This window comes from Ruania albidiflava DSM 18029, assembly GCF_000421225.1.
GTDB classification, from domain to species: domain Bacteria; phylum Actinomycetota; class Actinomycetes; order Actinomycetales; family Beutenbergiaceae; genus Ruania; species Ruania albidiflava.
Genome location: NZ_ATWL01000006.1, coordinates 125,540 through 148,032, shown reverse-complemented (window position 1 = coordinate 148,032; position 22,493 = coordinate 125,540). Strand labels below are relative to the sequence as shown.

19 protein-coding genes are annotated in these 22,493 nt (G+C 69.9%); 7 read left to right on the top strand and 12 right to left on the bottom strand.

The window, feature by feature from the left end; genetic code table 11:
• Window positions 1–50: 50 nt before the first annotated feature.
• Window positions 51–521, top strand: coding sequence for an Hsp20/alpha crystallin family protein (locus K338_RS0109255; protein ID WP_022917895.1), 471 nt, complete (start codon window positions 51–53; stop codon window positions 519–521).
• A gap of 96 nt (window positions 522–617) precedes the next feature.
• Here the strand turns inward: K338_RS0109255 and K338_RS0109250 are convergent, their stop codons facing one another.
• Together K338_RS0109250 and K338_RS0109245 are read right to left on the bottom strand one after the other, a co-directional pair.
• Window positions 618–839: a heavy-metal-associated domain-containing protein gene (locus K338_RS0109250; RefSeq protein ID WP_022917894.1), complete on the bottom strand. Its 222-nt coding sequence runs from the start codon at window positions 837–839 to the stop codon at window positions 618–620.
• 31 nt (window positions 840–870) lie between these two features.
• Window positions 871–1,182, bottom strand: a complete 312-nt coding sequence (locus K338_RS0109245; protein ID WP_022917893.1) for a metal-sensitive transcriptional regulator — start codon at window positions 1,180–1,182, stop codon at window positions 871–873.
• A gap of 175 nt (window positions 1,183–1,357) precedes the next feature.
• Here K338_RS0109245 and K338_RS21585 point away from each other — a divergent pair, with 175 nt between their 5' ends.
• A complete protein-coding gene (locus tag K338_RS21585) occupies window positions 1,358–2,500 on the top strand; it encodes a DUF2330 domain-containing protein (RefSeq protein ID WP_022917892.1) in 1,143 nt (380 codons plus the stop codon).
• 37 nt (window positions 2,501–2,537) lie between these two features.
• Here the strand turns inward: K338_RS21585 and K338_RS0109235 are convergent, their stop codons facing one another.
• From K338_RS0109235 to purB, 4 genes are all read right to left on the bottom strand, one after another.
• Complete coding sequence (locus K338_RS0109235; protein ID WP_022917891.1) at window positions 2,538–3,971, bottom strand: NCS2 family permease; 1,434 nt, start codon at window positions 3,969–3,971, stop codon at window positions 2,538–2,540.
• Window positions 3,972–4,090: 119 nt separating this feature from the next.
• Window positions 4,091–6,046, bottom strand: a complete 1,956-nt coding sequence (locus K338_RS0109230; protein ID WP_051154729.1) for an ABC transporter ATP-binding protein — start codon at window positions 6,044–6,046, stop codon at window positions 4,091–4,093.
• Window positions 6,015–7,952 carry an ABC transporter ATP-binding protein gene (locus tag K338_RS0109225; RefSeq protein ID WP_022917889.1) on the bottom strand — a complete coding sequence of 646 codons (1,938 nt, stop codon included), beginning with the start codon at window positions 7,950–7,952 and terminating at the stop codon, window positions 6,015–6,017. The genes K338_RS0109230 and K338_RS0109225 overlap by 32 nt, the downstream gene beginning before the upstream one ends.
• A 255-nt stretch (window positions 7,953–8,207) precedes the next feature.
• Window positions 8,208–9,641 carry an adenylosuccinate lyase gene (gene purB, locus K338_RS0109220; protein WP_022917888.1) on the bottom strand — a complete coding sequence of 478 codons (1,434 nt, stop codon included), beginning with the start codon at window positions 9,639–9,641 and terminating at the stop codon, window positions 8,208–8,210.
• A gap of 148 nt (window positions 9,642–9,789) precedes the next feature.
• Here purB and K338_RS0109215 point away from each other — a divergent pair, with 148 nt between their 5' ends.
• Complete coding sequence (locus tag K338_RS0109215; protein WP_157612331.1) at window positions 9,790–10,077, top strand: hypothetical protein; 288 nt, start codon at window positions 9,790–9,792, stop codon at window positions 10,075–10,077.
• Entirely contained in the window at window positions 10,074–11,564 is a 1,491-nt protein-coding gene (locus K338_RS0109210) for a hypothetical protein (protein WP_022917886.1), read from the top strand. The genes K338_RS0109215 and K338_RS0109210 overlap by 4 nt, the downstream gene beginning before the upstream one ends.
• 40 nt (window positions 11,565–11,604) lie before the next feature.
• Here the strand turns inward: K338_RS0109210 and K338_RS0109205 are convergent, their stop codons facing one another.
• The 6 genes from K338_RS0109205 to chvE all read right to left on the bottom strand — a co-directional run bounded on the left by K338_RS0109205 (window position 11,605) and on the right by chvE (window position 18,092).
• Entirely contained in the window at window positions 11,605–12,018 is a 414-nt protein-coding gene (locus K338_RS0109205) for a phage holin family protein (protein WP_022917885.1), read from the bottom strand.
• 12 nt (window positions 12,019–12,030) lie between these two features.
• A complete protein-coding gene (locus tag K338_RS21580; protein ID WP_022917884.1) occupies window positions 12,031–12,867 on the bottom strand; it encodes an ATP-binding cassette domain-containing protein in 837 nt (278 codons plus the stop codon).
• The gene (locus K338_RS0109195) at window positions 12,864–14,042 is read right to left on the bottom strand and encodes an ROK family transcriptional regulator (RefSeq protein WP_022917883.1); all 1,179 of its coding nucleotides are present in this window, start codon (window positions 14,040–14,042) and stop codon (window positions 12,864–12,866) included. The genes K338_RS21580 and K338_RS0109195 overlap by 4 nt, the downstream gene beginning before the upstream one ends.
• Before the next feature lie 108 nt (window positions 14,043–14,150).
• Window positions 14,151–15,329, bottom strand: a complete 1,179-nt coding sequence (gene mmsB / locus K338_RS0109190) for a multiple monosaccharide ABC transporter permease (protein ID WP_022917882.1) — start codon at window positions 15,327–15,329, stop codon at window positions 14,151–14,153.
• Entirely contained in the window at window positions 15,326–16,867 is a 1,542-nt protein-coding gene (gene mmsA, locus K338_RS0109185; RefSeq protein ID WP_022917881.1) for a multiple monosaccharide ABC transporter ATP-binding protein, read from the bottom strand. Before mmsA ends, mmsB begins: the two co-directional genes overlap by 4 nt.
• A gap of 64 nt (window positions 16,868–16,931) precedes the next feature.
• Window positions 16,932–18,092, bottom strand: coding sequence for a multiple monosaccharide ABC transporter substrate-binding protein (chvE, locus tag K338_RS0109180; RefSeq protein ID WP_022917880.1), 1,161 nt, complete (start codon window positions 18,090–18,092; stop codon window positions 16,932–16,934).
• Window positions 18,093–18,752: 660 nt separating this feature from the next.
• On the opposite strand from chvE, the gene pdhA reads away from it, so the two are divergent.
• Genes pdhA through K338_RS0109165 form a run of 3 tightly spaced genes read left to right on the top strand, consistent with a single transcriptional unit; the run spans window position 18,753 to window position 22,471 of the window.
• Window positions 18,753–19,901: a pyruvate dehydrogenase (acetyl-transferring) E1 component subunit alpha gene (gene pdhA / locus K338_RS21575; protein WP_051154742.1), complete on the top strand. Its 1,149-nt coding sequence runs from the start codon at window positions 18,753–18,755 to the stop codon at window positions 19,899–19,901.
• Window positions 19,898–20,920 carry an alpha-ketoacid dehydrogenase subunit beta gene (locus K338_RS0109170; protein WP_022917878.1) on the top strand — a complete coding sequence of 341 codons (1,023 nt, stop codon included), beginning with the start codon at window positions 19,898–19,900 and terminating at the stop codon, window positions 20,918–20,920. Before pdhA ends, K338_RS0109170 begins: the two co-directional genes overlap by 4 nt.
• Window positions 20,921–20,947: 27 nt before the next feature.
• A complete protein-coding gene (locus K338_RS0109165; protein WP_022917877.1) occupies window positions 20,948–22,471 on the top strand; it encodes a dihydrolipoamide acetyltransferase family protein in 1,524 nt (507 codons plus the stop codon).
• The last annotated feature ends 22 nt before the right edge of the window (window positions 22,472–22,493 follow it).

Genomic DNA, 22,493 nt, shown 5'->3' with positions numbered 1-22,493 from the left:
TGGACCGGCCGAGCGGCTCGCGGTGAGCCGCGCGAGTGGAAGGAGTTGTGATGGCCCTGACATTTGACCCGTTCCGTGAGATGGACCGACTGGCCGGCGCTCTCACCGGCCCTGCGCGCGGACCGCGCTGGATGCCGATGGACCTGTACCGGGCCGGCGACGAGTTCGTCGTCGACATCGACATGCCCGGTGTGGCCCCGGAGAGCATCGACCTGGACGTGGACGGCAGCGTGCTCACCATCCAGGCCGAGCGCACCATCGCTCAGCCGGAAGGCGGCCGTTGGCTCGCCCAGGAGCGGCCCTCCGGTGGCTACCGCCGCCAGCTCACCCTCAGCGACGGGCTGGACGTCGAAGCGATCAGCGCGTCCTACGCCCACGGTGTGCTCACGCTGCGCATCCCGGTCGCCGAAGCGGCAAAGCCGCGCAAGATCGCGGTGCAGACGGCCGACGCCCCGGCCGTGGCCGGCGCCGAGCAGGCCGCCGAGGTCGAGAGCGGTGCGGAGGCGACACCTGTCGCCTGACACTTCCCGCGGTATGACGATGGCCCGGGGACCGATCGGTCCCCGGGCCATCGTGCTGCTGGCGTGGAGTCTGTGCTTGGCTCGCCGACGACCGGCTCAGCGGATCGCGGTGACCTCGTAGCCGGCCTCGTCCACGGCCTCCCGCAGCGTCGCCTCGTCCAGCGGGTCGGTGGAAGTCACGGTCACCGGCGAGATGCCGCCGGCGTTCAGGTCCACCTCCACAGAGCTGACGCCGGTCAGACCGGTCAGCTCCTCGGTCACGTGCTTGACGCAGTTGCCGCAGGTCATGCCCTGGACGTCGATGACGGTGGTGGTCACTTCTGGCTCCTTCTCAGGTCGGGTGTCGGGGTCAGGACCGGACGAGGCGGGCGATGGCGGCGGAGGCCTCCTTCACCTTCTCCTCACCGGCCTCGTGGGAGGTGCGGGCGGCGTCCACCACGCAGTGGCCCAGGTGGTCCTCCAGCAGGCCCAGGCCGACGGCCTGCAGAGCCTTGGTGACTGCGGCGATCTGGGTGAGCACGTCGATGCAGTAGACGTCCTCGGCCACCATCCGCTCGATCCCGCGGACCTGCCCCTCGATCCGCCGCATCCGCTTCAGGTAGGCATCCTTCTCGGGGGTGTAGCCGTGCTCGGCATGGGTGAGCGTCTGCTGGGTGGTCATCGATCCTCCTGGTGCCGGTGCCGTCGTGCACATCCCGTCCATCATACCCCCTGAGGGTATTTCTGTGTGCGTCTCGTGTGTGCACGACAACGGAATGGTCACGATCTGGGGCTGCACGATATCGATCCGGTATCAGGGGCCGATCTGCGTTCGGGGCTCCCATACCGTGGCAGCCATGGGAGAGCTCGTGCGTCTGCGGCGCGCTGTCGCGACGGCAGCGGCCGTCGTCCTGCTCACGTTCGCAGGGCTGCTGCTGGCCGAGCCGGCGCAGGCGTGCGCATGCGGTGGAGCGGTCGCTCCGGAAGGTGCGGAGCTGACCGTCGACCGGGAGGTCGCGGCACTGGCGTTCGACGGCAGCACCGAGGACATCGTCATGCAGCTGGACATGAGCACCGATGTCGCTGATGCTGCGGTCATCATGCCCACCCCGGCCGAACCAGCCGTCCAGCTCGCCGACGCGTCCTTCTTCGCCGACCTGGAGGCGATGGCCGCACCGCGGGTGGAGTACGACTACACCTGGTGGCCGGAGGGGGCCGCCGGCGCAGGAGATGCCGATGCCGGCGCTGCGCCGGTGGGTGGGGTCGAGGTGCTGGACGTGGTACCGCTCGGCCCGCTCGAGGCCACAGTCCTGTCCGCCACCGACGCCGACGGCCTGACCGACTGGCTGCGTGAGCACGAGTACGTGATGAGCGACCCGATGGCGGATGCGCTCAGCCCGTACGTCAGCGAGGGCTGGTACTTCGTCGCGATCCGGATGGTCGCCGAGGAGGGCACGCTGGCCGGGGAGGTCCAGCCGGTGCACCTGAGCTTCTCGTCGAGCTCGCTGATCTACCCGATGCGCATCTCCGCGGCGGCCGAGACCGACCAGCACGTGACCACCTATGTGATCGCTGATGGTCCGGTCCGGCACACGGACCCGACGGTCACGAGCACTCCGGGCGAGCTGCTCTTCGCAGGACCGATCGCCGAGGGCCAGCGGACCAGTCCCACCTGGGACGAGCTGGCCGGGGCCGGTGACTACCTGACGGTGATGGCCTACGAGTTCGACGACCCGGCACGGCAGATCATCTCCGACTTCACCTTCGCCAGCGCTCCGGACGCCGCCGACTACCAGCAGGTGGTCACCCAGACGCGGATGCGGATGATCGCCGGCTTCCCGGCCGGACCGGTCCTCCTGGTGCTCGGGCTGGTCGGTCTCGCCGCGGCGTACGTCGGTGTGCGCCGTCGCCTTCCGGCCGGGGACGGCGGAGCCCGCCTCGGCCCGTCACCGCACCCGGTCCGTGCTCGTCCAGAGCAGCAGTACAGCGCTCCGCGCTGAGACGTCCCGGCTGCCGCGGTCGGAGCGGGTGCGCTGGTCAGGACAGCCAGATGTAACGGGCCAGCAGCAACGCTGCGAGCAGGTACAGCAACCAGCTGGCCTCCTTGACCCGGCCGCTGCACAGCTTGATGACGGCATAGCTGATGATCCCCAGGGACACCCCGTTGGCGATGGAGAACGTGAACGGCATCGCCACCACGGTCAGGAACGCTGGCAGCGCCTCGCCGATGTCACCCCACGCCACGTTCTTGACCCCAGCCATCATCAGCGCGCCGACCAGGATCAGCGCCGGGGCGGTCGCGGCGCCCGGCACGGCGCCGATCAGCGGCCAGAAGAACATCGAGGCGAGGAACAGCACCCCGGTGGTGACCGCCGTCAGCCCGGTCCGGCCCCCTTCTTCGACCCCGGCCGCGGACTCCACGTAGGCGGTCGTGGTGGAGGTGCCGAGCAGGGCTCCGGTCATCGCGGCCAGACCGTCCATGGAGAACACGGTCTTGGCGCGCGGCATGTTCCCGTCGGAGTCCAGGTAGCCGGCCCGCTGGGCCAGTCCGGTGAGCGTCCCGGTGGCGTCGAAGAAGTCCACCACGAAGAAGGTGAGCACCACGGTGAGCATGCCCACCACCAGGTTCTCGCCCCGCAGCAGGTGGTGGAAGTCCATCTGGAAGGCCAGGTCGGAGGGCCACATCGGCAGGCCCACGATGCCGTCGGCGAAGCCTTGGAACGGCACCAGCCCGTCCGGTCCGGTGTAGACCGCTGCCCGGCTGACGATCGCCACCGCGGTGCTGGCCAGGATGCCCCAGAGGATCGCTCCGGTGACCCGTAGATTCATCAGCACTGCGGTGAGCATCAGTCCGAACAGTGCGAGCCAGACTGGCGCGGAGCGCATGTCACCGAGGGCCACGAAGGTCGCCTCGTCGGCCACGATGATGCTGGCGTTCTTCATGCCGAGGAATGCCAGGAACGCACCGATGCCCGCAGTGATCGCCAGCTTCAGGGTCAGGGGCAGTGCCTGCACGATCGCCCGCCGGGCGCCGATCACGGACAGCAGCACGAACAGGGCACCGGAGATGAACACTGCGGCCAGTGCCGCCTCCCAGGTGTAGCCCATGCTGAGCACCACGGTGAACGCGAAGAACGCGTTCAGCCCCATGCCGGGGGCCTGGGCGAACGGGTAGCGGGCGACGATGCCCATCACCAGCGACCCGACCGCAGCGGCCAGGCAGGTGGTCATGATCAGCTGGGTGAACACGTTGTCCACACCGGGGATGACGATGGCGTTGCTGAGCACGTCCGGGTTGACGAACACGATGTAGCTCATCGCCAGGAACGTGGTCAGCCCGGCCCGGATCTCCCGCGGCAGGGTCGAACCAGCCTTGGTGATGCCGAAGTAGCGGTCCAGCACACCGCGCTTGGCCGGGTCCGATGGTGGCGGAGGGGTCTTCGCTGGATCCTGCTTCGCGTCGGTGGTCATAGGGGTGCTCCTTTGCACGGATTGGTGGTGCGCTCCCGGGGAGTCTAGGCATCTTCCGCATCTCGGTAAAGAGATTTCGAGCCCGAGGTGATATGGGGTGTCGTGGTCCGGCGGCGGTCTCAGCTGGTCCAGGCACGCCACAAGGCGGCGTACTCGCCGTCCGCGTCGATCAGCTCCTCGTGGCTGCCGAGCTCGGCGATCCGACCGTCGATCACCACGGCGATCCGGTCCGCGTCGTGCGCCGTGTGCAGCCGGTGCGCGATGGCCACCACCGCCCGGCCCGCCAGCAGCTGCGCCATCGAGGACTCCAGCGTCCGCGCTGTCCGCGGGTCGATGAGCGACGTCGCCTCGTCCAGCACCAGGGTGTGCGGGTCGGCGACGATCAACCGGGCGAGCGCGACCTGTTGCGCCTGCCCCGGGGTGAGGGCAAGCTTCCCGGAGCCGACCAGCGTGTCCAGACCGTCGGGCAGCTCTTTCACCCAGGCCCAGGCGCCGACCGCGCGCAACGCCTCGACCACCACCTCGTCCGGGGAGTCCTCCCGGGCGAGGACGATGTTGTCCCGGACGCTGCCGACGAACACGTGGTGCTCCTGGGTGACCAGAGCGACCTCGGTGCGCAGCACCTCCAGCGGTAGTGCGGTCAGCTCCACCTCACCCACGGTCACCGACCCGGTCCGCGGGCCGTGGATCCCGGCCAGCAGCCGGCCGAGAGTGGACTTCCCGGACCCGCTGGGCCCGACCACGGCGAGCCGTTCGCCCGGGCGCAGGTCCACGTGCACACCGTGCAGCACGTCGTGCCCGGTGCGATAGGCGAAGCGCAGGTCGCTGCCCTGCAGGTGGACGCCGGCGGGCCGGTCCGGGCCCGCCTGCCGGTCCGGCGGGACGGCAGCGATGCCGAGCAGCCGGGTGGTGGACGCCGCCCCGACCTGCAGCTCGTCCAGAGAGTAGATCAACCGGTCCAGCGGCTCCACCACCGCCTGGATGTACAACGCCGCGGTGGTGATCTGGCCGAGGGACGCCCAGCCGTTGGCGTAGCCCACACCACCGAGCAGCAGCGTGGTCACCAGCGGGGAGTTGTAGGCGAAGTCGATCACGCTGAACAGCAGGTTGCGGATCGACATGGTGTACCGCTCCGCCTGCGCGGAGACCGCCACGTCATCGTCCCCGGCGGCGATCCGGCGCTCCTGCAGACCGAGCGCCTCCACTGTCCGGGCACCCTCGACCGTCTCGGTGAGCGTGGTGTTGATGGCCGAGTATGTGGCTCCCTCCGTGATGTAGCCGGCCGGTGCCCGCCTCAGGTACCGGCTCACCGCGAACGCCAGCGCCGGTACGGACAGCAGCAACGGGGCCGCGAGCAGCGGCGAGTTCAGCACCATCGCCGCAACGGTCAGCACAGTGGTGACCGCGGCGATCACCGCCTGTGGCAGCGCCCAGCGCACACTGTCGCTCATCGCCGAGACGTCCCGCGTCACCCGGGTGACCAGGTCACCGGTGGAGGCGCTCTCCACGGTGCTCAGCGGCAGCCCGAGGACCGTGTGCACCACGTACTCGCGGGCCTCGGCGAGCAGGTCCTGACCGAACACGGCCGCGCTGCACCGGGCGGCGAAGGTGAGCAGCGTCTGCAGCAGCACCACACCCGCCACGGTCAGCGCGAGCGTGTTCAGCGTGGTGACCAGCGTGCCGGTCACCGAGGCCACGTCCACCAGGTGACCGAGCACCCGGGGCACCACCAGACCGGCGATCGCAGCCAGGGCGTGCAGCACCAGCACCCCGGCGACCAGGGGGCGCCGGCGCCCGATCAGCCGCTGGACGAACTCCCAGGCGGCCCGTCCCGCGGAGACCGGCAGCCCGCGCTCCGGGTTCCGGGACCGGTGGTACTCCGCGCGGGCGCGTTCCTCCCGGAGCAGGTGCCGGGAGCGCCAGGCACGCAGCCGCTGGCGCAGCGAGCCATGACGTGGCGGCCGCAGCTCGACCGGGACCGGGGGACTGTGCTTCGGTGGCTGCCAGGTGCTGGCGGAGCCCGGCAGCAGCTGCTCGCTCAGCTCATCGAGCGAGGTCACGGGTGTCTTGGACATCGCTGGCCTCCTCGTCCTCGTCCATCGCGCGGACCACGACGCGCTGGTAGGCAGCGTTGTCGGCCACCAGCTCCTCGTGCGTGCCAGATCCGGCCAGCTGCCCGTCGACCAGGAACACCACCCGGTCCGCCCAGCGGGTGAGCAGCGGGGAGACGCTGGTGACCACTGTGGTCCGCCCGCGCCGGTGCTCGGCGAGCCGTTCAGCGATCCGCGCCTCGGTGTGCGCATCCACCGCCGATGTCGGCTCGACGAGCACGAGCACCTCGGGGTCGGTCGCCAGCGCCCGCGCGAGGACCAGCCGCTGTCGCTGACCGCCGGAGAGTCCCCGGCCACGCTCGTCCAGGTACCCCTGCCAGCCGCCGGGCAGCGCCTCGAACACGTCCTCGGCGGAGGCGACCAGCATCGCCTGCTCCGCCTCGGTGCGGCTGAGCCGGCCGTGCGGGTCCAGCGCCCTCTGCAGGGTGCCCCCGAAGACCATGCTCGCCGCATCGCTGACCAGGATGCGTTCGCGCACCCGGGCCAACGGCACCTCGGACAGATCCACCCCGCCCACGGTGACCCCCCACCGCCGGGTGGCACGCTCCCGGTCGGCCTCCGCGCGCTCGCGCCGCTGGGCCAGCCGCTGTGCCCGGGTCTGCCGGGCGGTCCGACCCTTGACGTCCTCCTCCAGCTCGGTCGACACCGGCCCCGCCGCGGCAGGCAGGTACCGACCGATCCGGTCGGCCAGCGCAGCGGAGTCGTCCGGTAGCGCGGAGACCACCACGGTCAGCTCACCAGGGTGGATCTGCGCGCCGGAAGCCTCGTCGTGGATCACTGCGTCCCTCGGCAGGTCCCGCGGCTCGGCTGGGGCGCGCCAGGGTGGCTCAGTCTCCAGCAGCGCGATCGTCTTGTGCGCCGAGACGAGCGCCTGGATCCACTTCTGTGCCAGCTCGAAGAACGTGTAGATCGGCATCACCATGAACGTGGCGAAGCCGAAGAAGGAGATCAGCTGCCCGATGGACAGCTCCCCGGCGACCACCTGGCGCGCCCCCAGCCAGGTGAGCAGGACCAGGAACAGCCCGGAGACCAGCACCCCGGTGGCATCCACCGCACCCTGCCAGATCCCGGCCGCCACGCCCGCCTGACGCACCCGCTGCGACTGTGCCGCGTAGTTGCGGCCGAAGGTGCGCTCGCCGCCGATCCCGCGCAGGATCCGCAGCCCAGCGACGATGTCCGTGGCCAACGAAGTCAGGTCCGAGGTGCGGGACCGCTCCACCGCCTGGCGCCGCTGCAGCGGCCGCAGCAGCGGGGTGGCCACGAACACCAGCACCGGGGCAGCCACCAGGGTGAGCAGCCCGAGCGGCACCGAGGTGTGCAGCACCAGGGCTACCACCACACCGAAGGCGAAGAACGCCGAGGCGGCCCGACCCACGGTCTCGGAGAGCGCCCCGTACTTGTTCGAGTCCCCGGAGGCTACCGACAGCACCTCGCCAGTGGGTAGCCGCTGACTGAGCACGTGCCCCATCTGCGTGGACTTGCGGGTGACCAGCTTCGTGGTCTGGTACAGCGCGAGCAACCAACCCCGCACTGCGAACGTGTGCATCGCCACCCCGACCCCAGCGCCGAGGGCGATCACGCCGAGCAGGATCAGCGACCAGGTGAGCAGACCGGACATCGAGCCCGCAATAATCCCCTCGTCCACCGCTCGGCCCACCAGGTACGGCCCGAGCGCACCGGGCAGGAACACCAGGATGCCGGTGGCGAACACCGCCAGCAGCACGTCCCGCTGGCGACCGAGCAACCACACCAGGAACCGTGCGGGGGAGCGGGTGTCCGGGAAGGAGCGATCGCGGCCGCGGGACCCGGAGGCCTCGGCGCTGGCCGAAGAAGTCGGGTACGCGGGGACCTCCGGGGGGAAATCCTGCATAGCTGCTCCAGCCTAGAGAGGGGGGACGGCGGATCGCCAGGGGTTAATGTGGTCCCCACCCGACCCCGCGAGCGCGGCGACGGGCCAGCGACTGGCGCGCTCCGCCGTCGTGCTCCTGCCCCGGAGCCAGACCGGTGCCTGCACGACCTCTCGGCACCTGCACGGCTCCCTGCCCGACCGCAGCAGGCCACCCGTGCCGCAGACGGGTGTGCAGCGGGGGGATGTGGCCGGGCGGGTGTGGCAGGGGCCGGGCAGTCAGTCCAGGTGCCGCACCAGCTCCGGGGCCAGACCCACGTAGTCGCCCGGGGTCAGCGCCAGCAGCCGCGCGGCCACCTCCTGCGGGAGCCCCAGGTCGGAGATGAACTCCCGCATCGCCGTAGCGTCCACCCGCCGGCCACGGGTGAGCTCCTTGAGCCGCTCGTACGGGTCGGCCATCCCGGTCACGCCCGCGATCCCGGCAGCGCGCATCGCCGACTGCACCGCCTCGCCGAGCACCTCCCAGTTCGCATCCAGGTCGCGGGCCATCGCCTCGGTGTCCACGTCCAGGCCGGCCAGCCCGCGGCGCACGTTGTCCAGGGCGAGCAGCGAGTGACCCAGCGCCACCCCGATGTTGCGCTGGGTGGTGGAGTCAGTCAGGTCCCGCTGCAGCCGGGAGGTCACCAACGTGCTGGCCAGGCTGTCCAGCAGCGCGCAGGAGACCTCCAGGTTCGCCTCCGCGTTCTCGAACCGGATCGGGTTCACCTTGTGCGGCATCGTGGACGAACCGGTCGAGCCCTGGGCGGACAGGCGCTGGGTGAAGTAGCCCAGCGAGATGTAGGTCCACACGTCGGTCGTCAGGTTGTGCAGCACCCGGTTGAACCGGGCGACGTCCGCGTACACCTCCGCCTGCCAGTCGTGGCTCTCGATCTGGGTGGTCAGCGGGTTCCAGACCAGGCCCAGGTGCTCCACGAAGCTGCGCGCCACCTGCTGCCAGTCGACGCCGGGCACCGAGATGCTGTGCGCCCCGTAGGTGCCGGTGGCACCGTTGATCTTGCCCAGGTACTCGGCGGCGGTGATCCGGCGCAGCTGCCGGCGCAGCCGGTGCGCGAGCACCGCGAGCTCCTTGCCCAGGGTCACCGGGGTGGCCGGCTGCCCGTGGGTGCGGGCGAGCATCGGTACGTCGGCGTGCTCCCGGGCCAGGTCGGCCACGGCGTCAGCCGCTGCTGTCGCCGCCGGCAACCACACCTGCTCGACGGCGTCGCGCACCGTGGTGGCATAGCTCAGGTTGTTGATGTCCTCGCTGGTGCAGAAGATGTGCACGATCTCGGTCACCTGGGGCAGCACCGTGTCCGGGCCGAGCACCTGCGGTGCGGCGGCCAGACGCCGCTTGAGGAAGTACTCCACGGCCTTGACGTCGTGCCGGGTCTCCGCCTCGATCGCGGCCAGCTCCGCGATCTCGTCGGCACCGAAGGTGCGCACCACCTGGCGCAGGTAGCCGGTCTCCTGCTCGGACAGCTCCGGGGCGCCGGGCAGCACACGCTGGGTGGTCAGGTGGATCAGCCACTCCACCTCCACGTGCAGCCGGGCGCGGTTCAGTGCAGCCTCGGACAGGTGGTCCACCAGGGGGGCCACCACAGTGCGGTAGCGCCCGTCCAGCGGGCCGAGGGCGATCGGCGGGGTGAGGGTGGCCAGCGAGACGGCATGCTCCATGGCTCCATCATCCCAGAGCCCAGAGCCCAGAGCCCAGAGCCGCTGTGATGCCGCGTTGTCCACACCCCGCCCCGGCGCCGGGCGCCTGCCGGTGGCGAGGTTCCTAGCGTGAGCGGGGTCGAGGTGAGGACGAGCAAGGAGGATGACGATGCATGGTCTGCCAGCACCGATGCCCGGTGCGGGGCCCGGTGTAGCCACGCTGCTGGCTGCCGCCCAGGACGTACGTGGCAGCGCGTCCCGTGCCGCCACCCTCTCCCCGGAGCACTGGCGTGCGCCGTCGGCCGAGCAGTACCGGCAGCGGGTGCGCGAGCTGGTCGCCGGTGCTCGCCGTGCCGCTGACCAGATCGACCTGGCGGTCGCGGCCGCCCAGCAGCACGCCGCCGAGCTGGAGTACGTGCGGCAGGCCCTGCTCCACGGTGACCAGGTGCCGCGGTGAGCCGGGGCATCGCACCGGTCCCCGACGGTCCGGTGGGGCACGGCCGGCCCGCCTACGACGACAGCCAGCTGCAGGTGATCGGCTCCTCGATCGACGCCGACACCGGTGAGCTCACCTATCTGGCCGCACTCCTGGAGGGGGTGGGTGACGCGCTGCGGGACGCCGCCGGGCGGGTCGCCGTGGCACGGCAGGCCGTGGCGGCCTCCACGAGCTGGGCACCCACCTCCGGGCGGCAGGCGCAGCTGGCCTGCCGGGTGGCACAGTCGGCGGTGCTGGACGCCAGCAGGCAGGCCGACGACGTGGTCGACCGGCTCCGGGCGGCCGCTGAGGCCTATGCCGAGGCGGAGGCAGCGGCCCGGAACAGGTTCGTGCTGCAGATGCCGGGTCTTGCGCGGTGGTTCGTGCCCGATCCGTACAGAACGCTCGTCGTGGCCAACCTGACCGGCCTGAACATGCTGGTGCGCGGTCAGTGGACGCCGAGCGACCCGCAGTTCGGCTACTTCCTGGAGGAGATGTCCTGGACCTTCACCGGGGGACCGCTCTACCCGGACTGGGCGCCGATGGCTGAGGACCGGATCCAGCTCCTCGCGACGGTGACCAGCGCCATCGTCACGGGCAACATCACCGTGCAGCGAGGGTTCACCCCGACCGGGGTGCAGCTGGAGCGGATGTGGCGCGGCTACGACCTGGCCGGAGTCCGGTCCGGGCCGGTGAACGCCCATGGCGCAGCGGACGTCGGCGACCTGAACGCTGGGATCTCCGACCTCTACTACGGGGCGGGTGTGCCGGCCGGGACGATCCGGCTGGACCGGGTGACCGGAGCCAACGGTGAGGTGTTCTGGCAGGTGTACATCCCTGGCACCCAGACGCAGCGGGAGCTGGGGGATCCGGACACCGGTGGACCCTTCGGCGCGGCGGTCGCCAACGAGGTGCCGCAGGACTGGGCGACCAACCTCCAGGTGTTCACCGGTCAGGAGAACCCGGTGCAGAACGGGGTGATCGCGGCGCTCGGCGCGGCAGGGGTGGGGGCAGGTGAGCCGGTGCTGCTCGCCGGGCACTCCCAGGGCGCGATGGTGGCGATGGCGGTGGCGAACAGCCCGGTGGTGCGCCGGAGCTACGACGTCCGCTCGGTCGTCACGTTCGGCGGACCGGTCGGGCACATGCGCACCCCGGAAGGAGCGGCCACGCTGAACGTGGAGCACGAGGGGGACCTGACCCCCGGGCTGGAGAACGAGGCCAACCCGGTGGAGCCGAACCGGACCACCGTGCGCCGCGACATCGCCGCCTCCGACGACCCGGAGGACGCCGGGGTGGTCTCCGTGACCCAGGCGCACGACCTGCCCGCCTACCAGCGCACGGCCGAGATGATCGACAGCTCCGACCAGGGGCCGATCACCTCCTGGCGGGCGCAGTCAGCGGACGTGCTCGCCGGTGACACCGCCACTGTGGAGACGTACTACTACGTGCTCCGGCGGGAGGAGTGGTGAGGGCGCCACCGCCGCCAGTGGTCAGCAGCCGTCGGCGGCGTCAGCGGCGGGAGTGCTCGCGCCGCCTCCCGTCCGGCAGGATGACGGTGAGGATCAGCGAGATGATCGAGATGATCAGCGCGGCGAGCACCGCCGTCCAGAACCCGTCCACCCGCAGCCCGTAGTCGGTGAAGCCGGTGATCCAGCTGGTCAGCATCAGCATCAGCGCATTCACCACCAGGAAGAACAGGCCCAGGGTGAGGATGTAGAACAGGAACGAGACGACCTTCACGATCGGCTTGACGATGGCGTTCACCAGGGTGAAGACCGCCGCGACGATCGCCACCACGATCACCGTGTTCAGCACCGGGCTCGTGGTCAGGTCGTGGTCGGTGATGAAGTCCACGCCGCTGACCCACAACGAGGTCAGCCACAGGGCGATCCCGTTGATCAGGACCTTGATGACGAAGCGCATCGCCCTATCGTCTCATCCTCCCAGTCCGCCGAACCTGGTGGCACCGGTGATCGCGCCGATCAGGTCGCTCTGTGCCGCATCCGGGCCGAACGTGCCGTTGTTCTGCCCGTGCCGCAGCACCTCGATCCGGTCGGCGACGGCACGGACGTCGGTGAGGTTGTGACTGATGAAGATCACGCCGAGGCCCAGGTCCCGGAGGCGTTCGATGTGGGTGAGCACCTCCGCGGTCTGTGCCACGGAGAGCGAGGACGTCGGTTCGTCCAGCACCACCAGCCGGGGTCGGCCGATCAGCGTCCGGGCGATCGCCACGGCCTGGCGCTGGCCGGCGGAGAGCTGGTTCAGCGGTGTGTGGATGGACGGGATGTTCGCGCGCAGGTCGTGCAGCACCGAGCGGGTGTGCGCCTCCATCTGTCCGTCGTGCATCAGTCCGCTGCGCTTCAGCTCGCGGCCGAGGAACAGGTTGGCGGTGACGTCCAGGTTCTCGCACAGCGCCAGGTCCTGAAACACGGTGGCGATGCCCAGGGCGTGCGCACTCGAGGGGGAGCCGATCTGCACCGGTTCGCCGCCCAGCTCGATCAGGCCGGTGTCCGGCTGCAGCGCACCGGCGATCACCTTCGCCAGCGTGGACTTGCCGGCGGCGTTGTCTCCGACGAGCCCGACGACCTCACCCTCGTGCACCTGCACGGACACGTCCAGCAGCGCCTCCACCGCCCCGAACCGCTTGGTGATGCCCTGCAGGCAGAGCACCGGTGTGCGAGGCAGCGGCGGCTGGCCCGGCGGAGACGGCGGGCACGGTGGCGGTAGGGCTGCCGGCGGGTGCGCAGGGTGGGTCAGTGGTCGGTTCGTCATTGTCCGTCACCACCTTGAGCGAAGAGGTCTGTGGAGTCGAGCACCTGGACGAGGGCGCCCTTGGCCACCTCGTCCCCGCGCAACGGGGAGGCGAGCACCTCCATCGGGGCCACCCGGTTGGGCAGGATGTGCTCCTGCACTGCTTCGGCCAAGGGTGCCAGAAAAACGGATCCGGCGTCGGCCAGCTCACCGCCCACGCACACTGCCTGCGGGTTGACCGCCTGGCACACCCCGGCCACCACCCGGCCGATCGTACGGCCCGCGTCGGCCAGCACCCGGCTGCAGCCGGGGTCGCCGTCGACGGCCCGGGTGATCACGTCCCGCAGGGTGAGCGGACCGTGGCTGGTCTGCAGCGAGGCCAGCAGCGCCTCGGCGCCGACCACCGTGTCCAGGCAGCCGCGCCGCCCGCACCGGCAGATGTGTCCGTACGGGTCCACCTGCACGTGCCCGATCTCTCCAGCGGTGCCGCCGAACCCGCGGTGCAGCCGCCCACCCAGGATCACCCCGGCACCGGTGCCGTAGGAGGCGCGCACGTAGACGCTGTCCGCATACGGGTGGGTGGCGCCGAAGGTCATCTGCGCCAGGGCGCCGAGGTTCGCGTCGTTCTCCACGTACACCGGTCGGCCGAGCCGTTTGCCCATCACCTCACCGATGTGCTCGGAGTCCCAGCCCGGGAGCACGCCCCGCACCGAGAGCATCCCGGTGGAGACGTCCACCGGGGCGGGCAGCCCGAGCGCGATTCCGGCCAGCTCGTCCAGGCTGGAGGCGACCAGCTCCAGCATGTCCACGATCAGCAGCGCCACCCGGTCCAGCACGGTGTCCATCGGGTGCTCCCGGGGCAGCGGCATGCTCTGCTCGGCCACGATCTCCCGGTTGAAGTCACTGAGCAGCACCCGCAGCGAGCGGTGGCCCACGTGTACCCCGGCGGCCAGACCGGTGGCGCGGGCCAGGGTGACCAGCTGGGCGCGGCGCCCGCTGCGCGAGGTGGGCCGGACCTCGACCAGCCGGCTCTCGGTGAGCTGCTTGACCAGTGTGGACACCGTGGCCGCGGACAGTCCGGTGGCATCGGCGAGCTCCACCTGGGTGAGTCCGCCGAACTGCTTGATCGTGTCGACGAGCAGGCCCTTGTTGGCTTCACGCAGCGAGGACTGGGATCCCGCGGTCAGGCGGCTCACGGCTGGAGTCTAGCCGGGACGAGGGTACGGCCCACCGCACCGGTCGACCCTCGACCGGTGTCGGTGGGCGGGCACCAGGTGGTGCTGGGCCACCTGTGGCAGCGGCGCTCAGCGGGCGACGCCGGCGCGCTTCTTGTTGTACACATCGAAGGCCACGGCCAGCAGCAGCACCAGGCCCTTGACCACCTGCTGCACGGACTGGTCCACACCCATCAGCTGCATGCCGTTGCTCATCACCGCCATGATCAGGCCACCGATCATCGCCCCGGTGACCCGGCCGACCCCGCCGGTGACCGCTGCCCCGCCGATGAAGCAGGCGGCGATCGCGTCCAGCTCGAACATGTTCCCGGCTCCCGGCTGGGCGCCGTTCATCCGGGAGGAGTAGACGATGCCGGCCACGGCGGACAGGAAGCCCATGTTCGCCATCACCCAGAAGTTCACCGTCTTCACCTTCACCCCGGAGAGCTGGGCCGCGTGCAGGTTGCCGCCGATGGCGTAGATGTGCCGGCCGAACACCGACCGCTGTGCGATCACGCTGTAGCCGATGATCAGGATCGCCAGCAGGATCAGCACGTTCGGCAGGCCGCGGCTGTGCGCCAGCTGCCAGGCGAACCACATCACGATCGCGGCGACGATCACGATCTTGACCACGAACAGAGGGAGGGACTCCACCACCTGCTGGTAGCGCAGCTTGGCCATCCGGGAGCGCCACTGCATCACCGCGTAGCCGACCACCGCGATCGCGAAGATCACCAGGGTGAACACGTCGAAGCCCATCCCGCCGAGCAGCCCGTTCTGGAAGCCGTTGGCGATCTGGTAGTAGGTGCCGCCGAAGGGGGACAGCGAGATGGAGTCCAGCACCACCCAGGTCAGGCCGCGGAACAGCAGCATGCCGGCCAGCGTCACGATGAACGCCGGGATGCCCACGTAGGCCACCCAGAACCCCTGCCAGGCACCGGCGAGGAGCCCCACGCCGATCGCGGCGAGCACCCCGACCCACCACGGTTGGCCGCCCTTGATCACCACGACCGCGGCCACCGCCCCGGTGAGCGCTACCAACGAGCCGACGGACAGGTCGATGTGCCCACCGATGATCACCAGCACCATCCCGATCGCCAGGATCAGGATGTAGGAGTACTGCAGCACGATGTTGGTGATGTTCCCCGGGGAGAGGAAGTTGGAGTTCAGCACCGAGAACAGCGCCACGATCGCCACGAAGGCCACCGCGATCCCGCTCTGGCGCATGTTGCGGGTGGCGAGCTCCCACACGTTGGCGATTCCGGTCATGACACGAGCTCCTTTTCAGTGGTCATGAGGTGCATGAGGTCTTCCTGGGTGGCCTCGGCAGCGGTCAGCTCACCGGTGATCCGGCCGGAGGCGAGGGTGTAGATCCGGTCGCAGACCCCGAGCAGCTCGGGCAGCTCGGAGGAGATGATCAGCACCGCCTTGCCGTCGGCGACCATCCGGTTCACGATCGTGTAGATCTCGTACTTGGCACCCACGTCGATACCGCGGGTCGGCTCGTCGAGGATGAGCACCTCGGGGTCGGTGTAGATCCACTTGCTCAGCACGACCTTCTGCTGGTTCCCACCGGAGAGCTGACCGACCGGGGTGAGCACGTTCGGTGCCTTGATGTTCAGGCTCGCCCGGTACTCCTCAGCGACCCGGAGCTCCTCGTTGCCGTTCACCCACCCCCGGGAGGACAGCTGACGCAGACCGGCTGCGGAGATGTTCCGGCGGATGTCCTCGATGAGGTTCAACCCGTAGTACTTGCGGTCCTCGGTGGCGTAGGCGATGCCGGCCCGGATCGCATCGGAGACGGTCGCCGTGGAGACCTCCCGGCCGTGCATCAGCACCCGACCGGTGATCTCCCTGCCGTAGGTGCGCCCGAACAGGCTCATCGCGAACTCGGTGCGCCCGGCGCCCATCAGGCCGGCGATGCCGACCACCTCACCGGCACGCACGTTCACGTTCACCGAGTCGACCATCACCCGGCCCACCTGGGTGGGGTGGTAGACGGTCCAGTCCTCCACCCGGAGCACCTCGTCGCCGATCTGCGGTGTGCGCTCGGGGAACCGGTGCGACAGGTCGCGTCCGACCATGCCGCGGATGATCCGGTCCTGGGTGGATGTGGGGTCGGACATGTCGATGGTCTCGATCGTCTGCCCGTCCCGGATGATCGTGGTCCGGTCGGCGATGTCGGCGATCTCACCGAGCTTGTGGGAGATCAGGATCGAGGTGATGCCCCGGCCCTGCAGCTCCCGGATCAGACCGAGCAGGTGCTCGGAGTCGTTGTCGTTCAGGGCCGCGGTCGGCTCGTCCAGGATGAGCAGGCGCACGTCCTTCGACAGTGCCTTGGCGATCTCGATGAGCTGCTGCTTGCCGACACCGAGCTGGTTGATCGGGGTCACCGGGTTCTCCTGCAGGCCCACCTGCGCGAGCAGCCCGGCGGCCTCGGCGTTCGCCCTGTTCCAGTCGATGAACCGGCCGGTGCCACGGCGCTCGTTGCCGAGGAAGATGTTCTCCGCCACGCTCAGGTGCGGGATGAGTGCCAGCTCCTGGTGGATGATGACGATGCCTTCGGCCTCGCTGTCGTTGATGGAGCCGAACGACATCGGCCGGCCGTCGAAGACGATCTCGCCGGCATAGCTGCCGTGCGGATAGACGCCGGAGAGCACCTTCATCAGGGTGGACTTGCCTGCGCCGTTCTCACCGCAGATCGCGTGGATCTCTCCGGGCTGGACGCTCAGGTCCACATCCTGCAGCGCCTTGACCCCGGGGAAGGCCTTGGTGATGTTGCGCATCTCGAGGATGGGCTCGCTCATGAATCCTCCGTTGATCGGGCAGGGACGGGGTGTGCCTCCCGCCGGCAGCACACCCCGCCACTGACTACTCCGAGTCCGAGACGCCGGACTCGACCTCTTCAGCGGTCCAGTAGCCGGAGTCCACGAGGAGCTCCTGGATGTTGTCCGCATAGACGGTGTCGATCTCCAGCAGGTAGGAGGGCACCACCTTCACACCGTTGTCGTAGGTCTCGGTGTCGTTGGCCTCGGGCTCCTCGCCGGAGAGGAAGGCCTGCGCGGTCACCACGGCCTGGTCGGCCAGCTTGCGGGTGTCCTTGAAGATCGTGGAGTACTGCACTCCCTCGTCGATCAGGTGCACCGAGGCGATCTCGGCGTCCTGCCCGGAGATGACCGGCAGTCCCTCCTCGATGGTCGGGCCCATGCCGTCGTTCTGCAGCGCGGTGATCACGCCACGGGAGATGCCGTCGAACGGGGAGAGCACAGCGTCCAGCTCGGTGCCGTCGCTGTAGGCGGAGGTGAGCAGGTTCTCCATCCGCTCCTGAGCGGTCTCCTGGGACCAGCGCAGGATCGCCGCCTGCTCGATGTCCATCTGCCCGGACGGGACCTCCAGCGTGCCGTCGTCGAAGTACGGCTGCAGCGTCTCCATCGCGCCCTGCCAGAAGAAGTGGGCGTTGTTGTCGTCCAGCGACCCGGCGAACAGCTCGATGGTGAACGGGCCCTCGGGGGCGTCCTCGGCAGGTTCGCCCGCCTCGTCGACCAGGCCGAGGCCGTGCAGCACGGAGGTGGCCTGGGCGACGCCCACCTGGTAGTTGTCGAACGTGACGTAGAAGTCCACGTGCTCGCTGTCGCGGATCAGCCGGTCGTAGGAGATGACCGGGATGTCCGCGGCTGCGGCAGCGTCCAGCTGGCTGGACAGCGCGGTGCCGTCGATCGAGGCGATGATCAGCAGGTCGGCCCCGCTGGTGATCATCTGGTCGATCTGCCGCGACTGGGTGGGGATGTCGTCGTTCGCGAACTGCAGGTCCACGGTGTATCCGGCGTCTTCCAGACCGGACTGGACGGCGTCGCCGTCGGCGATCCATCGCTCCGAGGTCTGGGTCGGCATCGAGACCCCGACGAGCACGTCCTCGGGTGCCTGGCTCTCTCCGGCCGGGTCCTCTGCACTGCTGCCGGCACCTTCGCCCGCGCACGCGGACAGGGCGAGCATCCCCGCCATGCCGAGCGCGACGAATGGGTACTTGCGCATCCTGGGCTCCTTCGCTCCGTCAATCTGTCGGCCCACCACGAGGTGCCGCGGTGGTGGTGTGGTGATCTCGCCGAAGCATGATGCGTTCCTTGGCGAGCAGCCCCACTGTCCTTGAGTTCGAGCCTCGAAGTCAAGGATTTGGTGGTCACGATTCGATCACGACGGCGAAACGTCGCTTCCGGAGTCGTGTTTCGTTGGCATTGTGCCAATGTGAGCGCGCCCATCGCGTGCCGGTCAGAGGGTGGTCGGAGTGCGGGCGGGGCAGCGGATTGAGTTTGAGCCACAAAGGCAGAGCTGCCGTCGGGCTCGCTGTTCTCGTCCCGGTCGTGTCCGGGTGTGCGCCCTGGCCCTCTTCGGATGTGCGTCCGGCCATCCGCCGGATCTGCACCCCGGCCCCCGTCCGGATCTGCACCCCGGCCCCCGTCCGGATCTGCGCCCCGCCGAGCGCGTTCCGTGGCGAGAAGTTGTCGAAGGTGTCACCCTGGAAGCGCGCTAGTGCGCCTCATTCGACGCTCTTCATCGACGCAGAGTTGGAGGTTTCCCACAAACGACCACCCCAGAAGTGATGGCATCTCTTGTGCGGCAACTTACGGTTCCGTAGCCTACGCTGGCGTAGGTTGCTTCCGCGCAAGCCATCCCCACCAGAAGGAGTTCGGTGTGATCACTACCGACACCACCGGGGCGATCCCCCCAGTCGGAGAAACGGATGACGACCTCATCCAGCTGCTCACCCCCGAAGGCGAACGCGTGTACCACGAGGCCTACACGCCGCGGATCGAGGACCTCGACCGCGCGGCGCTCGAAGGTCTCTACCGCGACATGGTCCTGGTTCGACGGTTCGACACCGAGGCCACGTCCCTGCAGCGCCATGGGGAACTCGGCCTCTGGCCCCCGTGCCTAGGTCAAGAAGCCGCCCAGATCGGCTCGGGCCGAGCCCTGGCGCGTCAGGACTACGCCTTCCCGTCCTACCGAGAGCTCGGTGTGGCCTGGACCCGCGGTGTGGACCTGCGCAAGGTGCTGCACCAGTTCCGCGGTGAGGACCACGGCGGCTGGGACCCGGCGGAGCACAACTTCCACCTGTACACCCTGGTGATCGGCTCGCACGCGCTGCACGCCACCGGGTACGCGATGGGCATCCAGCGCGACGGCGACGTCGGCACCGGCGACCCGGACCGGGACCGTGCCGTGGTCGCCTACTTCGGCGACGGTGCCACTGCTCAGGGTGACCTGAACGAGGCACTGACCTTCGCCGCCGTCAACGACTCGCCGGTGGTGTTCTTCTGCCAGAACAACCACTGGGCGATCTCCGAACCCACCACGCGCCAGTCCCGGGTGCCGCTGTTCCACCGGGGTCGCGGCTTCGGCATCCCCTCGGTACGGGTGGATGGCAACGACGTGCTCGCTTGCTACGCGGTGACCACCGAGGCGCTCGAACGCGCCCGCAGCGGCGGCGGGCCCACCTTCGTCGAGGCAGTGACCTACCGGATGGGTGCGCACACCACCTCCGACGACCCGACCCGCTACCGGACCAAGGCGGACGAGGAGGTGTGGCGCCGCCGCGACCCGATCGACCGGCTCGAGGTGCTGCTGCGCGCCGAGGGCACCGGTGAGGAGTTCTTCACCGCCCTGGACGCCGAGGCCGACGAGCTCGGCGAGGACGTCCGCAGCTACTGCCGGGCCATCCCGGTACCACCGGCCAGCCGGATGTTCGAGAACGTCTACGCCACCGAGAACGCGCTGGTCAGCACCGAGCGGGAGTGGTTCACCGAGTACTCCGAAGGGTTCCTCACCGAGGAGGTGGCACGATGAGCACCAGCACGACCCCCGCGCCCGACACCCAGCGGCTCGCGATGGCCAAGGCGATCAACCTCGGGTTACGGCGGGCGATGGAACGCGACCCCAAGGTGCTGCTGATGGGGGAGGACATCGGCGCCCTCGGTGGCGTCTTCCGGGTCACCGACGGTCTGCAGAAGGACTTCGGTGGCGACCGGGTGGTGGACACCCCCCTGGCCGAGTCCGGCATCGTGGGCACCGCCATCGGGCTCGCCGTGGCCGGCTACCGACCGGTGTGCGAGATCCAGTTCGACGGGTTCATCTTCCCCGCCTACGACCAGATCACCACCCAGCTGGCCAAGCTGCACTACCGCTCCCGCGGTGCCGTGCAGGTGCCGGTGGTGATCCGGGTGCCCTACGGTGGCGGCATCGGCGCCGTGGAGCACCACTCAGAGTCCCCCGAGGCACTGTTCGCGCACACCGCCGGCCTGCGGGTGGTCAGCCCCGCGAACCCCGCGGATGCGTTCACCATGATCCAGCAGGCGATCGCCTGCCCGGACCCGGTGCTGTTCCTGGAGCCGAAGGCCCGGTACTGGGACAAGGCGGACGTCGAGGTGTCCGCTGCAGACCAGGTGGCCGGTGGCCAGGCAGGTCTGAACACGGCCCGCGTCGTGCGCCAGGGCAGTGACGTCACTGTGGCCGCCTACGGGCCGAGCGTGGCCACGGCCCTGCGTGCCGCCACCGCTGCGGAGGCGGAAGGGCACAGCCTCGAGGTGCTGGACCTGCGCACGATCTCCCCGATCGACTTCGGCACCATCGCCGACTCGGTCCACCGCACCGGCCGCCTGGTGGTGGTGCACGAGGCTCCGGTCTTCTTCGGTGCCGGCGCAGAGATCGCTGCCCGGATCAGTCAGGAGTGCTTCTACCACCTGGAGGCGCCGGTGGCCCGCGTGGGCGGGTTCCACGCGCCCTACCCGGTGTCCAAGCTGGAGCACGAGTACCTGCCGGACCTGGACCGGGTGCTGCACGCCGTCGACGACGTGCTGGCACACTGAGCGAAGCGACCACGAGGAGAGTGCCTGATGCCGCAGCACGTCGAGTTCCGCCTGCCCGATGTGGGTGAAGGCCTGACCGAGGCCGACATCGTCGAGTGGCTGGTCAGCGTGGGCGAGACCATCACGGTGAACCAGAACATCGTGGAGATCGAGACCGCCAAGAGCCTGGTCGAGCTGCCCAGCCCGTACGCCGGGGTGGTCACCGAGCTGCTCGTGGGCAGCGGGGACACCGTCGAGGTCGGTACCCCGATCATCCGGATCGACACCGACGGTACCGGCGGTCCCAGCGGGCAGGGCGGTGGCAGTGGCGAGGTCGGGGCCACGTCGTCGACGGCGGAGCCTCCTGCCGCTGTGCAGTCGCCCGAGCCGGAGGGCAGCGGGGACGTGCTGGTCGGCTACGGCACCTCCCGTGCCGCGGCCACGCGCCGGCCGCGGCGGCAGTCTTCTGCCGGTGCACCGGCCGGCGGCGCCGCCGGAGCGGCCCGTGCGGGCTCGACCGCACCAGCCACCGAGGCCGTGCAGGCGGGTGTCGAGGTGGGAGCGGATGCTGCTGCTGAGGCGGCGCCGTCCCCGGAGCCGCCCGCCCCGCCTGCCCACGCTGCTGCCCAGGCGGGTGAACCGGCCCCGGCGAGTCCCGCCGTCGACGTGCGGGTGCTGGCCAAACCGCCGGTGCGCAAGCTGGCCAAGGACCTGGGCATCGACCTGAGCCGGGTGCCGGCGACCGGACCGGGTGGGATCGTCACCCGCGCGGACGTGCTCGCCGCCGCGGAGCGGTCCGCCCCGGAGAAGCTGGTGAAGAAGGCTGACGACGACCGGCCCTGGCTGGACGGCGGCACCGTCTCGGCCGACGGGCGGCAGACCCGGGTGCCGGTGCGCAGCGTGCGCGCGCGGACCGCTGATGCGATGGTGGCCTCGGCGTTCACCGCCCCGCACGTGACCGAGTTCGTCACCGTGGACGTGACCAAGAGCATGCGCCTGGTCGAACGGCTCAAGTCCGACCCGGACTTTGCCGACGTGCGGGTGACCCCGCTGCTGATCGCGGCCAAGGCCCTGACGCTGGCGATCCGGCGGCACCCGATGATCAGTGCGTCCTGGGACGACGAGACCCAGGAGATCGTCTACAAGCACTACATCAACCTGGGCATCGCTGCGGCGACCCCCCGCGGGCTGGTGGTGCCGAACATCAAGGACGCGCACCGGCTCTCGATGCTCGAGCTCGCCCAGGAGATCGCCGAGCTGACCGCCACCGCCCGGGCCGGCAAGACCCAGCCGGCGGCGATGAGCGACGGGACCGTCACGATCACCAACGTCGGCATCTTCGGCATCGACACCGGCACCCCGATCCTCAACCCCGGGGAGTCGGCCATCCTCGCGCTCGGTGCGATCTCGCAGCGGCCGTGGGTGCACAAGGGCAAGGTGAAACCGCGCTGGGTCACCCAGCTGGCGCTCTCCTTCGACCACCGGCTGGTGGACGGTGAGCTCGGCTCCCGGGTGCTGCACGACGTCGCGGTGATCATGGAGCACCCGGAGCGCGGCCTGGTCTGGGGCTGATCGCTGTGCCGCTGTCCTGCCT

Excerpts from the sequence above, each read along its gene's own strand:
- K338_RS0109255 (WP_022917895.1), top strand. The coding sequence starts at position 51 with ATGGCCCTGACATTTGACCCGTTCCGTGAGATGGACCGACTGGCCGGC.
- K338_RS0109245 (WP_022917893.1), bottom strand. The coding sequence starts at position 1,182 with ATGACCACCCAGCAGACGCTCACCCATGCCGAGCACGGCTACACCCCC.
- K338_RS21585 (WP_022917892.1), top strand. The coding sequence starts at position 1,358 with ATGGGAGAGCTCGTGCGTCTGCGGCGCGCTGTCGCGACGGCAGCGGCC.
- K338_RS0109235 (WP_022917891.1), bottom strand. The coding sequence starts at position 3,971 with ATGACCACCGACGCGAAGCAGGATCCAGCGAAGACCCCTCCGCCACCA.
- K338_RS0109230 (WP_051154729.1), bottom strand. The coding sequence starts at position 6,046 with ATGTCCAAGACACCCGTGACCTCGCTCGATGAGCTGAGCGAGCAGCTG.
- K338_RS0109225 (WP_022917889.1), bottom strand. The coding sequence starts at position 7,952 with ATGCAGGATTTCCCCCCGGAGGTCCCCGCGTACCCGACTTCTTCGGCC.
- purB (WP_022917888.1), bottom strand. The coding sequence starts at position 9,641 with ATGGAGCATGCCGTCTCGCTGGCCACCCTCACCCCGCCGATCGCCCTC.
- K338_RS0109215 (WP_157612331.1), top strand. The coding sequence starts at position 9,790 with ATGCATGGTCTGCCAGCACCGATGCCCGGTGCGGGGCCCGGTGTAGCC.
- K338_RS0109205 (WP_022917885.1), bottom strand. The coding sequence starts at position 12,018 with ATGCGCTTCGTCATCAAGGTCCTGATCAACGGGATCGCCCTGTGGCTG.
- K338_RS21580 (WP_022917884.1), bottom strand. The coding sequence starts at position 12,867 with ATGACGAACCGACCACTGACCCACCCTGCGCACCCGCCGGCAGCCCTA.
- mmsB (WP_022917882.1), bottom strand. The coding sequence starts at position 15,329 with ATGACCGGAATCGCCAACGTGTGGGAGCTCGCCACCCGCAACATGCGC.
- mmsA (WP_022917881.1), bottom strand. The coding sequence starts at position 16,867 with ATGAGCGAGCCCATCCTCGAGATGCGCAACATCACCAAGGCCTTCCCC.
- chvE (WP_022917880.1), bottom strand. The coding sequence starts at position 18,092 with ATGCGCAAGTACCCATTCGTCGCGCTCGGCATGGCGGGGATGCTCGCC.
- K338_RS0109170 (WP_022917878.1), top strand. The coding sequence starts at position 19,898 with ATGAGCACCAGCACGACCCCCGCGCCCGACACCCAGCGGCTCGCGATG.
- K338_RS0109165 (WP_022917877.1), top strand. The coding sequence starts at position 20,948 with ATGCCGCAGCACGTCGAGTTCCGCCTGCCCGATGTGGGTGAAGGCCTG.